This window comes from Paraburkholderia silviterrae (genome assembly GCF_004353915.1).
Lineage (GTDB): Bacteria > Pseudomonadota > Gammaproteobacteria > Burkholderiales > Burkholderiaceae > Paraburkholderia > Paraburkholderia silviterrae.
The window spans coordinates 64978-79951 of sequence record NZ_SMRP01000008.1 but is presented as its reverse complement, the minus strand read 5'-3'; the positions used below and the strand labels follow the sequence as shown (position 1 = coordinate 79951).

14 protein-coding genes are annotated in these 14974 nt (G+C 65.2%); 7 read left to right on the top strand and 7 right to left on the bottom strand.

Annotation, left to right across the window (positions count from 1 at the left end; translation table 11 throughout):
- Positions 1–88: 88 nt before the first annotated feature.
- The 7 genes from EYW47_RS17760 to EYW47_RS17730 form a co-directional block, all read right to left on the bottom strand.
- On the bottom strand, positions 89–1483 hold the full coding sequence (locus tag EYW47_RS17760; RefSeq protein WP_133196150.1) for a NarK family nitrate/nitrite MFS transporter: 1395 nt from the start codon (positions 1481–1483) through the stop codon (positions 89–91).
- Between the two features lie 75 nt (positions 1484–1558).
- Positions 1559–2884: an MFS transporter gene (locus EYW47_RS17755; protein ID WP_133196149.1), complete on the bottom strand. Its 1326-nt coding sequence runs from the start codon at positions 2882–2884 to the stop codon at positions 1559–1561.
- Positions 2885–3141: 257 nt separating this feature from the next.
- The gene (gene purU, locus EYW47_RS17750; RefSeq protein WP_133196148.1) at positions 3142–4020 is read right to left on the bottom strand and encodes a formyltetrahydrofolate deformylase; all 879 of its coding nucleotides are present in this window, start codon (positions 4018–4020) and stop codon (positions 3142–3144) included.
- Between the two features lie 70 nt (positions 4021–4090).
- Positions 4091–4960 (bottom strand): NUDIX hydrolase, encoded by an 870-nt coding sequence (locus EYW47_RS17745; RefSeq protein WP_133196147.1) that lies wholly within the window; start codon positions 4958–4960, stop codon positions 4091–4093.
- Between the two features lie 31 nt (positions 4961–4991).
- The gene (locus EYW47_RS17740) at positions 4992–5606 is read right to left on the bottom strand and encodes a LysE family translocator (protein ID WP_133196146.1); all 615 of its coding nucleotides are present in this window, start codon (positions 5604–5606) and stop codon (positions 4992–4994) included.
- Positions 5607–5720: 114 nt separating this feature from the next.
- Positions 5721–6287 carry an adenine phosphoribosyltransferase gene (locus EYW47_RS17735; protein WP_133196145.1) on the bottom strand — a complete coding sequence of 189 codons (567 nt, stop codon included), beginning with the start codon at positions 6285–6287 and terminating at the stop codon, positions 5721–5723.
- Positions 6288–6417: 130 nt separating this feature from the next.
- A complete protein-coding gene (locus EYW47_RS17730; protein WP_133196144.1) occupies positions 6418–8430 on the bottom strand; it encodes a monovalent cation:proton antiporter family protein in 2013 nt (670 codons plus the stop codon).
- 244 nt (positions 8431–8674) lie between these two features.
- Between EYW47_RS17730 and kdsD the strand changes: the two genes are divergently transcribed.
- The 7 genes from kdsD to hpf all read left to right on the top strand — a co-directional run bounded on the left by kdsD (position 8675) and on the right by hpf (position 14738).
- Positions 8675–9661, top strand: coding sequence for an arabinose 5-phosphate isomerase KdsD (gene kdsD, locus EYW47_RS17725; RefSeq protein WP_133196143.1), 987 nt, complete (start codon positions 8675–8677; stop codon positions 9659–9661).
- Positions 9661–10227 carry a KdsC family phosphatase gene (locus EYW47_RS17720; protein WP_133196142.1) on the top strand — a complete coding sequence of 189 codons (567 nt, stop codon included), beginning with the start codon at positions 9661–9663 and terminating at the stop codon, positions 10225–10227. Before kdsD ends, EYW47_RS17720 begins: the two co-directional genes overlap by 1 nt.
- Positions 10227–10829, top strand: coding sequence for an LPS export ABC transporter periplasmic protein LptC (lptC, locus tag EYW47_RS17715; protein ID WP_133196141.1), 603 nt, complete (start codon positions 10227–10229; stop codon positions 10827–10829). Before EYW47_RS17720 ends, lptC begins: the two co-directional genes overlap by 1 nt.
- 33 nt (positions 10830–10862) lie before the next feature.
- On the top strand, positions 10863–11555 hold the full coding sequence (gene lptA / locus EYW47_RS17710; RefSeq protein WP_133196140.1) for a lipopolysaccharide transport periplasmic protein LptA: 693 nt from the start codon (positions 10863–10865) through the stop codon (positions 11553–11555).
- A 20-nt stretch (positions 11556–11575) separates the two neighbouring features.
- Entirely contained in the window at positions 11576–12343 is a 768-nt protein-coding gene (gene lptB / locus EYW47_RS17705; RefSeq protein ID WP_133196319.1) for an LPS export ABC transporter ATP-binding protein, read from the top strand.
- Positions 12344–12683: 340 nt separating this feature from the next.
- Positions 12684–14204 (top strand): RNA polymerase factor sigma-54, encoded by a 1521-nt coding sequence (locus EYW47_RS17700; RefSeq protein WP_133196139.1) that lies wholly within the window; start codon positions 12684–12686, stop codon positions 14202–14204.
- Positions 14205–14381: 177 nt separating this feature from the next.
- Positions 14382–14738 (top strand): ribosome hibernation-promoting factor, HPF/YfiA family, encoded by a 357-nt coding sequence (gene hpf / locus EYW47_RS17695; protein WP_133196138.1) that lies wholly within the window; start codon positions 14382–14384, stop codon positions 14736–14738.
- Positions 14739–14974: the final 236 nt, after the last annotated feature.

Below are 14974 nucleotides of genomic sequence, written 5' to 3'. Positions count from 1 at the left end.
CATTCATCGAGGGGAGAGTGCGCGAAGCGCATCGGGAGGAGGCCCCTCGCGCCTCGCTACTCCCAAAGGACTAGTTCGGCTGCTTGCCTCAGCACGGCATCGAGGCGTTGCGGCGTGCGTAGAAGAACCACGTCACGAGCGCGCACACCACGTAGAAGCCGATGAAGCACACGAGGGCCATGACGGGCGAGCCGGTCATGTCGAGCGAGGTGCCGAAGCTCTTCGGGATGAAGAAGCCGCCGTACGCGCCCATCGCCCCTGCGAAGCCGAGCACCGCTGCCGATTCCTTGCCTGCCTCGGCCAGCGCGCTGTGCTGTGCCGGCGCGCCCTTGCCCTCGGCCGCGCGCTGGTGCTGCGTGAGGAAGATCACGGGAATCATCCGGAAGGTCGAGCCGTTGCCGATGCCGGTGAGTGCGAACAGCACCACGAACATCGCGAGGAAGCCGACGAAGCTGCCCTCGGCACCGCCGAGCGCGCCGCCCGGCAGGAAGGTGATCACGCCCATCACGGCCACGATCATCGCGACGAAGGTCCAGAGCGTCACGCGTGCGCCGCCGAGCTTGTCCGAGATCCAGCCGCCGACAGGACGCGTCAGCGCACCGGCGAGCGGCCCGAGGAAGGCCCAGGCGGTCGGGTTGATTGCGGGGAATTCAGCCTTGGTCAGCAGCGCAAGACCCGCCGAGAAGCCGATGAACGAACCGAACGTGCCGACATAGAGGAAGCACATGATCCAGTTGTGCGCGCGGCGGAAAATCACGGCCTGTTCGCTGAACGATGCCTTCGCGTCGGCGATGTCGTTCATGCCGAACCATGCGGCGATCGACGACACGATGATGAGCGGCACCCACACGAAGCCTGCGTTCTGCAGCCAGATGCTGTGTTCGACGCCGTCCTTCACATAAGCCTGACCGTCACCGAGCAGGCCCGCGAACACGGCCGTCGAGATCACGATGGGCGTGACGAACTGCACGACCGAAACACCCAGGTTGCCGATGCCCGCATTCAGGCCCGTGGCGAAACCCTTGCGCGCCTTCGGGAAGAAGAAGCTGATGTTCGCCATCGACGAGCTGAAGTTCGCGCCGCCCAGGCCGCACAGGAGCGCGAGCACGAGCAGCGTCGAATACGAGGTGGACGGATCGCGCAGCGCGAAGCCCATGCCGATGGCCGGAATCAGCAGGCTCGCCGTGGAGATCGCGGTGAAGCGGCGGCCGCCGAAGATCGGCACGAGAAACGAGTAGAAGATGCGCAGCGTGGCGCCCGAGAGCGCGGGCAGCGCCGTGAGCCAGAACAGCTCGTTCTTGGTGAAGTGGAAGCCGCCCTTGTCGAGATTGACGACCGTGACGCTCCACAGCGACCACACAATGAACGCCAGCATCAGCGCGGGAATCGAAATCCACAGGTTGCGGGTGGCGATCTGCTCGCCGGAAGCCTCCCAGAACCTGGTGTTCTCGGGCTCCCACTTGGTCAGAAGATATTTGGACATGATAGTGCTCGTACAGTAGGCGCCGCACACGCGGCGCGTGAAATCATCCGGGTTGACCCAGCCTCGGCTGGCCAGTCATTCGGACTGCGACGTTTCCTTCAGCGAAACCACTTCGCCTCCCTCCTTGCGCTCCAGCATTGCGCGGCCATGTGCGACCGCCTCTGGGCGGAACGAGAAGTGCATGAACAGCAGACTGACCGCGGTGGCACCGAACATCAGCATGAAACAGGTGGTGCGCACGCCGGTGAGGTCCACCAGCAGGCCGAACAGGATCGGCAGGATGAAGCCCGCGAGGCCGCCGGCCAGACCCACCACACCGGAAACCGCGCCGATGTTCTCGCTGTATTCGTCGCCGATGAACTTGAAGACCGAGGCCTTGCCCACCGCCATCGCGATGCCCACGATGAACATGAGCACCGTGTAGAACACCGGACCCGTGCTGATGTGCAGGCCGAGCGGGCCATGCGCGCTGTGGATCACGAAGTCGGTCGGCGGGTAGCTCAGCAGGAAGAAGCAGCCGAGCGAGACCCACATCACGGCCCACGTCGTGCGATAGGCGCCATAGCGGTCGGAGAGCCAGCCGCCGATCGCGCGCAGCACGCCGCCGGGCAACGAGAAGCACGCCGCGAGGAAGGCCGCCTGCTCGATGCCGAAGCCGTACTGGTTCACGTAGTACTGCGGCATCCACAGCGAAAGGCCCACGTAGCCGCCGAACACCACCGAGTAGTACTGCGAATAGCGCAGCACACGCGGGTCGGCGAGCACGCGCATCTGGCTCGCCACGCTGGTCGAGCCCTTCACGAGATGGGCGGGATTGCTTGCCGAGAACACCCAGAACAACAGTGCGGTGACGAGCATCGCAACCGCGTAGACCTTCGGGACGATGGTCCACGTGCCGGCCGCGACGATCAGCACCGGCGCCACGAATTTATTGAGCGCCGCACCCGAGTTGCCCGCGCCGAAGATACCCATGGCGAAGCCCTGGCGCGACTTCGGGAACCACCGCGCGACATAGGGCGTACCGACGGAGAACGAGGCACCCGCTAAACCCACGAACAGGCCGAGCACGAGGAATTGCCACAGTTGCGTCGCATACGACACGAGCCAGATCGGAACGATCGTCGCGATCATGGTGAGGAAGAAAACGATCCGGCCGCCGAAGCGGTCCGTCCAGATGCCGAGCGGCACGCGGGCGAGCGATCCGGTGAGCACCGGCATCGCGGCGATGAGACCGAATTCGGTATCGGTGAGATGGAGTTGCTTCTTGAGCGGAATGCCGAGGATTGCGAACATCATCCAGACGGCAAAGCAGATCGTGAACGCGAAGGTGCTCGATCCAAGCACGCGCCAGGCGCGGCTGTCTGATACGGTGTCCGCCGGTGGGGATGGGGCGGCTTTCATGGTGTTTCCTCTTCTTGTTGGATTGACGTAACAAGAGTAGGAAGCACAGCGCCCGCAGACTATTACTCGCAGGTAGGACGCGACGATCCGCCGCTAAGTCTTAAGGAGTAGTACGAGGGAATAGGACGGCGTGGAGGAGAGGGCCGCGCAGATGCGGTTACGCCGTCGTGCAATAAGAATAGTTCGAAACACCGTAGCGTGCCGCGTGACACGCTACGGCAAGTTGTCGCAGCAACGAGAGCTCTGACGACAGCGGATTAGCGGAACACCACCGTCTTGTGCCCGTTGAGCACGATGCGATGCTCGACGTGCCACTTCACCGCGCGCGCGAGCGTCACGCATTCCACGTCCCGGCCGATTGCCGTGAGCTGGTCCGGCGTCATGTTGTGATCGACGCGTTCGACTTCCTGTTCGATGATCGGGCCTTCGTCGAGATCGGACGTCACATAATGCGCCGTCGCGCCGATCAGCTTCACGCCGCGGTCGAACGCCTGGTAGTACGGCTTCGCGCCCTTGAAGCTCGGCAGGAACGAATGGTGAATGTTGATCGCACGGCCTTTGAGTGCATCGCACAGCTGCGGCGAGAGAATCTGCATGTAGCGCGCAAGCACCACGAGGTCGGCGCGCTCGCCGTTCACCACGTCGAGCACACGCGCTTCCTGCGCGGCCTTGTCGGCCTCGCTGCCGCCGAGCAGCGGGAAGTGATGGAACGGAATGTTGTAGCTCGCCGCGAGTTGATAGAACTCCTTGTGATTCGAGATGATCGCGGGAATCTCGATGGAGAGCTGCCCGGTGCGGTAGCGGAACAGCAGATCGTTCAGGCAGTGGCCGATCTTCGAGACCATGATGACCACGCGCGGCTTCACGTTCGCATCGTGCAGCTCCCAGCGCATGCCGAACTCATCGGCGAGCGGCGTGAACGCGGCACGCAGGCCCTCTAGCCCCTCCTTGCCCGGATCGCCGCCCACTTGCAAGAAGTGCACGCGCATGAAGAACTCGCCCGTGTGGCTGTCGCCGAACTGGGCCGAATCGAGAATGTTGCTGCCGCGCTCGAACAGAAAACCCGACACGGCATGCACGATGCCCGGCCGGTCGGCGCACGACAGTTTGAGAATGAAGCTGTGATCGGTCGACATGACCCAGGTAACTCCCGTCAAATTCTTGGTGATCTAGAAGGGCTTTCCAAATACAAAAACCGGCGCCCTTTCACAGCGTCGGCGGCTCGAAGATCGCGGCGATGCCCTCGCACGCGTCTTCGTCTATCCACTGGCGGCGCAACAGCAGATCGAGCGTCGCGAGGCTCGCGTCCACCGTCATCTTGCCCTCTTCGATCCAGCGCGCGGTTTCGTCGATGCGCGCGAGGCGGTGCTCGCCGACTTCGCCGTCCTGATTGTGCGGCACGAAGTCCTCAGGCAGCGCGAGGTCATGGACGAAGATCTGCTCGGCCTGGGTGCCCTCGGGCAGCGACTGCAGCACGTGCACGGTGCGGCCGGCTTTGGCCCGCGCAGCAAGCTCGGCGGCAATGCCCGCCTCCTCCCAGCACTCCTTCACGAGCGTGGCCTCGATGCCGAAGCCCCAGCCGATGCCGCCCGCCACGACGTTGTCCAGCATGCCGGGATCGGTGGCCTTGGTGTCGCTGCGCCGCGCGATCCACAACTGCGGCGCGCGGGGCGAAGCAGAGCCCGCGTATTCTACGACGCCGTTCAAATGCACCGCATACGTCATCGTGCCGAAGAAGCGCGAGGCGGCGCGCTCGATAAAGGCGAGCGGCGGCGCGTCGAAAGCGTTGCGGATCGCGTAGGTCTCGTCGCGCCAGCCGGGAATGCGGCCCTCGGCGGCGAGCGCGCCGATCACGGCGCCCAGCGCGGCGCTACGTGCAGTCACGTTGTCGAACTTCGCGGCGAGCGTGACGCGCGCGCTTTTACCCGTATCCGCGATCTCGAAGACATCGGGCCAGCGTGCGAGCAGCGCGACGTCGCCGCGGCGAATCCAGCCCACGCGTTCGTCGCCGAAGAAAAACGGCAGATGCGCGCTCGCGTCGAAGCGGCGCGCGTCGGTGATGCAAGGCAAGGTCATCTCGTGAAGCTCCAGGCGTCGTGCGGATGCGTCAGTCGCGCAGCGCGATGCGCATGCCGATGGCGATGAAGGTGAGCCCGGCGAGCCGGTCGAGCCACAGGCCCGCGCGCGGCCGGCGCTTGAGCCAGCCGCCGATGGTGCCGGCGCACAGACCGAACACCGAGAACACCACGACGGTCTGCGCCATGAACACGAGACCGAGCTCGAGCATCTGCAGCGTGACGCTCTGCGCGCCGTGCGTATCGACAAACTGCGGCAGGAACACGACGAAGAAAAGCGTCACCTTCGGATTCATCACGTTGCCGAGCACGCTTTGGCGAAAGATCGCGGAAAGCGGCTGGCGCGGCTTGTCGCCGGCGGCGGCCAGGCCCTGGCTGCGTAGCGCCTTCACGCCGATCCAGATGAGGTATGCGGCGCCCGCGAGCTTGAGGATCTGGAACGCGAGCGGCGACGAGCGCAGCACGGCGGCAATGCCGAGCGCCGCGAGCGTCGTGTGAAACGTCACGCCCGCGGCAAAGCCGAGCGCGGCGACGAGTCCCGCCGCGCGGCCCTGCGAGATGCCGCGTGCGAGCACTTGCAGGTTGTCGGGGCCGGGCGCGAAGGTGATGGCAATCGAGGTGGCGAGAAACAGCGCGAAGTTGGGCATGGCGTGAAGGGTATCCGTGGAATCGGTGGCCGCTCGAGGGGCACGCGGCGACCGCGAAGTTGGCCGCTTGAAATGACCGCTCAGTGGCCGCTTAGGGGCCGCTCAGTGGCCACTTTAGTGACCACCAAACGCGGTCACGGTGAAGAGCGGCAGGCCCGCTTCGGTGAGCAGCTTCGAGCCGCCCAGGTCCGGCAGGTCGATGATGGCCGCGCCCTCCACCACCGTCGCCCCAAGGCGCTCGAGCAGCAGCTTGCCCGCGAGCATGGTGCCACCCGTGGCGATCAGGTCGTCGACGATCACGACGCGGTCGCCCTTGCGGCAAGCGTCCTCATGGATCTCGACAGTGGATTCGCCATATTCAAGCTTGTAGGTCTCGGAAACCGTCTTGTACGGCAGCTTGCCGATCTTGCGAATCGGAATGAAGCCCACATTCAGTTCGTACGCGACGATCGGCCCGATGATGAAGCCGCGAGCATCGAGGCCCGCCACGTAATCGAGCTTCGCATCGACATAACGCTCGACGAACAGGTCGATCAACACGCGCAGGCCCTTCGGGTGGCCAATGAGCGGCGTGATGTCGCGAAACTGCACTCCCGGCTGAGGCCAGTCGGGCACCGTGCGGATCAGGCTGTTGACGAACTGTGAGGCTTCGGCGCTCGCGTTCGCAGGTGCGTTGGACATGATTTCTCCGGGTAATGGCGAGAATAAAGAACAGGATTCGGATAATCGGGGCAGGACCCCTAAAGCGTTGCACCGCATCTTTCGGCGCACTGCGGTGGCATAGCGCGGTTGCGCACCGCGGCGGCGTCGCTCAAGCCGTCGCGCCCGCGCCGGCGGCGCCCGTCTTGCGATGGCGCGAAAGGAGCTCCTCGGCTTGCGCCAGTTGCTCGGGCAGACCGCGCAGCACGACGATGTCCGCTTCGCGCAGCTTCGTCGAAGGGTCGGGCTCCACGCCGCGAATGCCGTGCCGGCGGATCGCCGTCACCTCCACGCCAAGGTCGAACAGGCCCAGATCGGCGAGCGTGCGGCCCACCGCCTCGGCGCGCGCGTCGACCGGTACGGATTGTAGCCGCACCTGCTCGTGACCGTCCTCGCCTGCATCGTCGGTGCCGTGGAAATAGCCACGCAGCAGGCTGTAGCGCTCGTCGCGCATTTCCTCCACGCGCCGCACCACGCGGCGCATCGGCACGCCCATCACCACGAGCATGTGCGAGGCGAGCATCAGGCTGCCCTCCACGATCTCGGGAATCACCTCGGTCGCGCCGGCCGCGAGCAGGCGCTCGAGATCGGCGTCGTCCACGGTGCGCACGATCACGGGCAGCGTGGGCTCCAGTTCGTGGATGTGGTGCAGCACGCGCAGCGCCGACTGCGTATTCGCGTAGGTGATCGCCACCGCCGCCGCACGGTGGATGCCCGCCGCCACCAGCGACTCGCGCCGCGCCGCGTCGCCGAACACCACCGACTCGCCCGCCGCGGCCGCCGCGGCCACGCGGTCGGGGTCGAGGTCGAGCGCCACGTACGAGAGCCCTTCGTATTCGAGCATGCGCGCGAGGTTCTGCCCCGCGCGGCCGTAGCCGCAGATGATCACGTGGCCGCTCTGCTTGATGCTCTGCGTGGCGATGCGCGTCATCATCAGCGACTGCTGCATCCACTCCGTGGACGACAGGCGCAGCACGATGCGGTCCGCGTTCTGGATCAGGAACGGCGCGAGCAGCATCGAAAGCAGCATCGCGGCCAAGATCGCCTGAAGCAGCGTGGGATCGACGAGATGCTTGTCCAGAATGAGGTTCAGCAGCACGAAGCCGAATTCGCCGGCCTGCGCGAGACCGAGCCCGGTGCGCATCGCCACGCCCGGCGAGGCGCCGAAGAGGCGCGTGAGGGCCGTGATGAGCACGGCCTTGAGCACGACCGGCCCGATCAGGAACGCGGCCACCATCAACGGGTGCTGCCAGATCACGTGCGGATTGAGCAGCATGCCCGTGGTCACGAAGAACAGGCCCAGCAGCACGTCGCGAAACGGCTTGATGTCCTCTTCCACCTGATGCTTGTACGGCGTCTCGGCGATCAGCATGCCCGCGATGAACGCGCCGAGCGCGAGCGAGAGGCCGAATTTGTCGGTGATGAAGGCCGCGCCCAGCGTAATGAGCAGCACGTTCAGCACGAACAGCTCCTGCGAACGCCGCCGCGCGACCACGGTGAGCCAGCGCGTCATGAACTTCTGCCCGACGATGAGCAGAATGCCGAGCGCGAGCACGATCTTGATGGCGGCCATGCCAAGCGATTCGACGAGCGATGCCGACGAACCACCGAACGCCGCGATGACGATGAGCAGCGGCACCACGGCGAGATCCTGGAACAGCAGCACGCCGAGAATATTGCGGCCATGCTCGGATTCGATCTCCAGACGCTCCGCCAGCATCTTGCTCACGATGGCCGTGGACGACATGGCGAGCGCGCCGCCGAGCGCGACGCACGCCTGCCAGGTGATGTGCACCCACGGCTGGAGCACGAGCCCGAGCAAGAGCGCAACGGCGATCGTGCCCATGACCTGCGAGAGCCCCAGGCCGAACACGGCGCGCCGCATGCCGCGCAGCTTCGTGAGCGAGAACTCGAGGCCGATGGAGAACATCAGGAACACGACGCCGAACTCGGCCAGATTCTTCGCCCCCGCTGTGTCCGGCACGATGCCGAGCGCGCGCGGACCGACCAGAATGCCGACCGTGAGATAGCCGAGCATCGGCGGCAGGTTCAGATAACGGAACAGCACGACGCCAACCACCGAGGCGAGCAGCAGGAACAACGTCATTTCCAGCGGGGAGATCATCGTGTGAAGCGTCCTCGTTCCATACGTTGCCGAAGCGTTATTGACCGTGCGTTGCCAGCAACACGAATTTTGCCCGCGCCGGTCGAGTCCATGATCGGCGCAAATCGGGATCCAGGGCCTGTTCCCGCTAATAACAGGCCCTTGAGGAAGTACTGCGGAAGAGAGGTGCAAAGACAGCAAAAGCCGGGACTTTCACGCTGTGGGCGCCGGCGCGGCGCGCATACGCCTTTGCTATACTCCGCGAATGATAGCGAAAATCAATGGCGACCGGGCGCTCAAGCTCGCTCGCGACGTGCTCGACATCGAAGCTGACGCCGTGCGCGGGCTTCGCGACCAGCTCGACGACGACTTCGTCGGCGCGGTCGATCTCATCCTCAGTTGCCGCGGACGCGTAGTCGTTTCCGGCATCGGCAAATCGGGCCACATTGCCCGCAAACTCGCGGCCACTCTCGCCTCCACGGGCACGCCCGCGTTCTTCGTGCATCCCGCCGAAGCAAGCCACGGCGACCTCGGCATGGTGACCGCCGACGACGTCTTCATCGGCCTGTCCAATTCCGGCGAGTCGGAAGAGCTCGTGGCCATCCTGCCGCTCGTCAAGCGCATCGGCGCGAAGCTCATCGGCATGACCGGCAACCGCCCGCAATCGACGCTCGGCAAGCTCTCCGACGTGCATCTGAACGCCGGCGTCGAGAAGGAAGCCTGCCCGCTGAATCTCGCGCCCACCGCGAGCACGACGGCGGCGCTCGCGCTCTCCGACGCGCTCGCGGTCGCGGTGCTCGACGCGCGCGGCTTCGGCGCCGACGACTTCGCGCGCTCGCACCCGGGCGGCGCGCTCGGCCGGCGCCTGCTCACTTACGTGCACGACGTGATGCGCACGGGCGACGCCATTCCGAAGGTGCGCGCGGACGCCACGGTGCGCGACGCGCTCTTCCAGCTCACCGCCAAACGCATGGGCATGACCGCCATCGTCGACGAAGAGAACCGCGTGGCCGGCATCTTCACCGACGGCGACCTGCGCCGCGTGCTCGAGCGCGCGGGCGATTTCCGCGACCTGCCGATCGCCCAGGTCATGACCAAAGGCCCGCGCACCATCGGTCCCGACCGGCTCGCAGTGGAAGCCGTGGAACTGATGGAGCGCCATCGCATCAATCAGATGCTGGTGGTCGACGCCGAAGGCGCGCTCATCGGCGCACTCAATATGCACGACCTGTTCTCCAAGAAGGTGATCTGATGAATGCGGCCCCCGGGCTTGATGCGAACGCGCGCGCCGCGCGCGTGCGCTTGATGATTTTCGACGTCGACGGCGTGCTCACCGACGGCGGCCTGCTGTTCACGGGCGCAGGCGACACGATGAAGGACTTCAACTCGCTCGACGGCCATGGAGCCAAGCTCCTGCGCGAAGCGGGCATCGACACGGCCATCATCACCGGGCGCCGCTCGGAGATCGTCGCCGTGCGCGCGAAGGAACTGCGCATCACGCATCTCTATCAGGGCGTCGAGGACAAGCGCGTCGCGTTCGAAGCCTTGCTCACCGAGACCGGCATCACACGCGAGCAATGCGGCTACATGGGCGACGACTGGCCCGACCTCGCCGTCATGCTCCAATGCGGCTTTGGCGCGGCTCCCGCGAACGCGCATCCGGAAGTGCTCGCGCGCGCCCACTGGGTCACCGACAAAACCGGCGGCCATGGCGCCGTGCGCGAAGTCACCGACCTGATCCTGCGCGCCCAGGGTCACTACGACGCCATGCTCGCGGCCGCTTGCGCCTCATCCTCCCCGCGCGCCGCGGAGTCCTGATGAGACAGTCGCGATTCAGCCTCACCTCGCTTGTGCCGATCGTCTGCGTGGCCATGCTTGCCGGCTTCACCTGGTGGCTGATGCAGGCCGTCAAGCCGCGCGAGAACGAAGCCCCGCCGCGCCCGCTCACGCACACGCCCGACTATTTCGCCGACAACTTCTCGGTGTCCGAGCTCGACCAGTCGGGCTCCACGCAATACCGTCTCACCGCCGTGCACATGGTGCACTACGAGGACGACTCGAACAGCGACCTCACGATGCCCGCGGTGCGCGCGTTCCAGCCCGGCAAGCCGGTGGTCACGGCCACGGGCAAGCGCGGCACGGTCAACGGCGACGCCTCGATCGTCGACCTGTACGACAACGCGCGCATCCTGCGTGCCGCCGGCGCCGGCGATCCCGATATGCAGGCTGATTCCGAGCATTTCCGCGTGCTCGTGAACGACGATGTGATCCTGACCGAAAAGCCGGTTAAACTTCGTCGCGGCCCGTCGGTCATGACGGCCACCAGCGGCATGAACTACAACAACGTCACCCGGGTCATCCAGCTCTTCGGCAACGTCCGCGGCGCGATCGCCCCGGCTGACTCCGGCGGCTCGTCCTGATCCCACGGGCCGTCCACCCCAAGGCACGACTGCATGAACGATTCGCTTCTACGACCTTTGTCCGACCGCCCGCTCGCGCAGGGCTGGCGCCGCGCTGCGATCGCGACGCTGGCCGCGTTCGCAGCCGCGATCCCGCTCGCGTGCATGGCGCCCGCCGCGCACGCCGAACGCGCCGACAAGGACAAGCCGCTCAACATCGAAGCGGACAACATGACGTATGACGACCTGAAGCAGCAGACCATCTTCACGGGCCATGTGGTCGCCACGAAAGGCACGATCCTGATCAAGGCCGACAAGCTCGTCGTCACGCAAGACCCGCAGGGCTACCAGTACGCGACCGGCACGGTGGCGCCGGGCACGCCGGACGCCAACCTCGCCTACTTCCGCCAGAAGCGCGAAGGCATCGACGAATACGTCGACGGCACGGCAGAGCGCATCGACTACGACGGCAAGCAGGATCTCACCACGCTCACGACTCGCGCGACGGTGCGCCGCCTGCAAGGCCTCTCGACGGTGATGGACACGGTGCATGGCAGCGTCATCACCTATGACGGCCAGAACGACTTCTATACCGCGAAGTCGGGCTCGGACGTCGCCGGCCCCGGCAACCCGAAGGGCCGCGTGCGCGCGACGCTTTCGCCGCGCAATGGCGGCGCACAGCCGCTCGCCGGGGCGTCGGCCACGCTCGTGCCCTCCACGACACTCAAGGGAGCGCCGCAACAGTGAATACCGCCACCGCCTCCCCCATCCATCAGCGCACGGCCGCAGGCAAGACGAGCTCGCTCGTCGTACGCAACCTCAAGAAGCGCTACGGCTCGCGCACCGTCGTCAAGGACGTTTCGCTCGACGTGAAGAGCGGCGAAGTGGTCGGGCTGCTCGGGCCCAACGGCGCCGGCAAGACCACGTCGTTCTACATGATCGTGGGCCTCGTGCCGCTCGACGCGGGCGAGATCGATCTGGACGGCGAGTCCATTAGCCTCTTGCCGATTCACAAGCGCGCGGCGCTCGGCCTTTCGTATCTGCCGCAGGAAGCTTCGGTGTTCCGCAAGCTCACCGTGGAAGAGAACATCCGCGCGGTGCTGGAGCTGCAGACCGACGAGCACGGCAAACGCCTGTCGAAGGACGCCATCGCCACGCGCTCGGACGCGCTCCTCGACGAGCTCCAGATCGCACACCTGCGCGACAATCCAGCGCTCTCGCTGTCGGGCGGCGAGCGCCGCCGCGTCGAAATCGCGCGCGCACTCGCGACCGATCCGAGCTTCATCCTGCTCGACGAGCCGTTTGCAGGCGTCGACCCGATCGCCGTGCTGGAAATCCAGAAGATCGTGAAGTTCCTCAAGCAGCGCAACATCGGCGTGCTGATCACGGACCACAACGTGCGCGAGACGCTCGGCATCTGCGACCACGCGTACATCATCAGCGACGGCAGCGTGCTCGCCGCGGGCGCCCCCGGCGAGATCATCGAGAACGAGAACGTGCGCCGCGTCTATCTCGGCGAACACTTCCGCATGTGACACGCCCATCCGGGGCGGGCCGGGTACACGACCCGCGCCCCGGATGCCGCTCGCCGTACCCGGGCAATAGCTCGCCGGCCACGCGCGGCCGGCGAGCTATCGTCCGCCTCGCCCCCAATCCCCTGAGTTTTCTGTTGTGTTTGCCCGTTGGTGATTGCCCAATGAGGCACATGCGCTACTAAAGGCGCAGGCTCGCGCGCGAGCGCCTCGCGCGCACCTGTTTGCGCACCAAATTCGTCCCTGCGGCAGCCCGCGCACCACCGCAGAGCACACGCGTTTTCGCGAATGTTGCCTGGTATCGCGAGCGTGGCAAACTCTTTACAATGAATCGCACACCGCCATGAAAGCCAGCCTCCAACTCCGCCTCTCGCAGCATCTCGCGCTGACCCCGCAGCTACAGCAGTCCATCCGGCTGCTGCAGCTGTCGACGCTTGAGCTGCAGCAAGAGGTCGCCACAGCGATCTCGCAGAACCCCCTGCTCGAGAACGAGGACGACTGGATCGCGAGCCCATTGCGCGTGGCAGCGGACGGCTCGGTGATCGCCCAGCCGCCCACGCCCGCGGGCGCCGAGCCGATGCAGGGCGCGGGCAACGGCACGACGTCGTCGGGCAGCGGCAGTGAAAGCGGCGAAGGCGAACCGCGAGGCGTAGACGAATACGACGGCCTCGGCGGCGATGCGAACGGCGAGGCCAGCCAGTGGAACCTCGACGACTACGGCGGCCGCTCCGGCAGCGCCTCCGACGAGGACGACCTGCCACCGCTGCAAGTCCACGAATCGACTACCACGCTGCGCGACCATCTGACGGCGCAACTGCGCGAGACCAATGCGAGCCAGCGTGATCGCGCGCTCATTACGTTCCTGATCGAATCGCTCGACGACGACGGCTATCTCTCGGCGACCTGCGAGGAAATCCTTGCCGATATCCCGGAAGAGCTGGAAGTCGATGCCGACGAACTGAACGCGGCGCTGGCGCTCCTGCACAGCTTCGACCCGGCGGGCGTGGGTGCGCGCTCGGCGTCGGAATGCCTGAAGCTGCAATTGCTGCGCGTCAATTCGTCGCCCACACGCACGCTCGCGCTCGAGATCGTGTCGCACCATCTGGAACTGCTCGCCGCGCGCGACTTCACGCGCTTGCGCAAGCAACTGAAGACCGGCGACGACGAGTTACGCGAAGCGCATACGCTGATCCGCTCGCTCGAGCCGTTTCCGGGCGCGGCGTACGGCAAGGCCGAAGCCGACTACGTGGTGCCGGACATCATCGTGAAGAAGACGGGCCAGAACTGGCACGCCGAGCTCAATCCGGAGGTGGTGCCGAAGCTGCGCATCAACCACCTGTACGCCAACATCCTGCGCAACAACCGGGGCGACCCGGGCAGCGGGTCGCTGCGGCAGCAGTTGCAGGAAGCGCGCTGGCTCATCAAGAACATCCAGCAGCGCTTCGAAACGATCCTGCGCGTCGCGCAGGCGATCGTCGAGCGTCAGAAGAACTTCTTCGCGCACGGCGAGATTGCCATGCGCCCCTTGGTTTTGAGGGAGATTGCTGATACGCTGGGCCTACACGAATCAACTGTCTCGCGTGTGACAACCGGTAAATACATGCTGACTCCATTCGGGACACTTGAATTTAAGTACTTCTTCGGATCGCACGTTTCAACGGACACCGGAGGCGCTGCATCGTCTACCGCCATCCGTGCTCTCATCAAGCAACTCATAGGAGCCGAGAACACCAAATCCCCTCTTTCGGACAGCCGCATAGCCGAACTGCTGGCGGAACAGGGCTTCGTGGTCGCGCGACGGACCGTCGCGAAATACCGTGAAGCGCTGAAGATCCCGGCGGTCAACCTGCGCAAGTCTCTTTAGGCCTGTTCCGGTCTTAACGGAATGGGCATTTTCCGGCCGCGGCGCCAGTTGGCGGATAGGGCCGGCCGAGCTAGCCCCTCGTAACGGCCTTTCGGGGAGCCGTACGACCTGGGCAAGTCAGTCGACCGGCACAGCCGCGCTTCACGCGTCACGCGGCCTATAGCCTGGAGAAGCACTATGAATCTGAAGATCAGTGGACACCATCTCGAAGTAACGCCAGCGTTGCGAGAATACGTGATCACCAAACTGGACAGGGTGCTAAGACATTTCGATCAGGTCATCGATGGCAATGTGGTCCTCTCGGTCGACAACCATAAGGAAAAGGACAAGAGACAGAAGGTTGAAGTGAACCTTCATCTGAAAGGCAAGGATATTTTCGTGGAGAGCGCAAACGGCGACATGTATGCCGCCATTGATCTCATGGTCGACAAACTCGATCGTCAGGTCGTGCGTCACAAGGACCGCCTGCAAGGGCATCAGCACGAGTCGCTGAAGTATCAACCGGCCGCCCCGATCGAAGTCCCGCCGCAGTGATGCGCTGAATGCCGGGGCTGCGGATGCGGCCCCGCTTCAAGGCACGATCGAAAGTGCAGACGCGGTCCCGAACAGACCGCAAACGAAGCCGCCCTTGCCGGGCGGCTTTTTTTGATGAGCTTTTTGACGAGCTTTTCGATGGGTGCCAGGCATGAACGAGCGGCACCGAACGGTGCTCAGGGGTGCAACCACGCAACAATGGTTGCGCCGATGCATGGCGCATCGCACCATCGGCC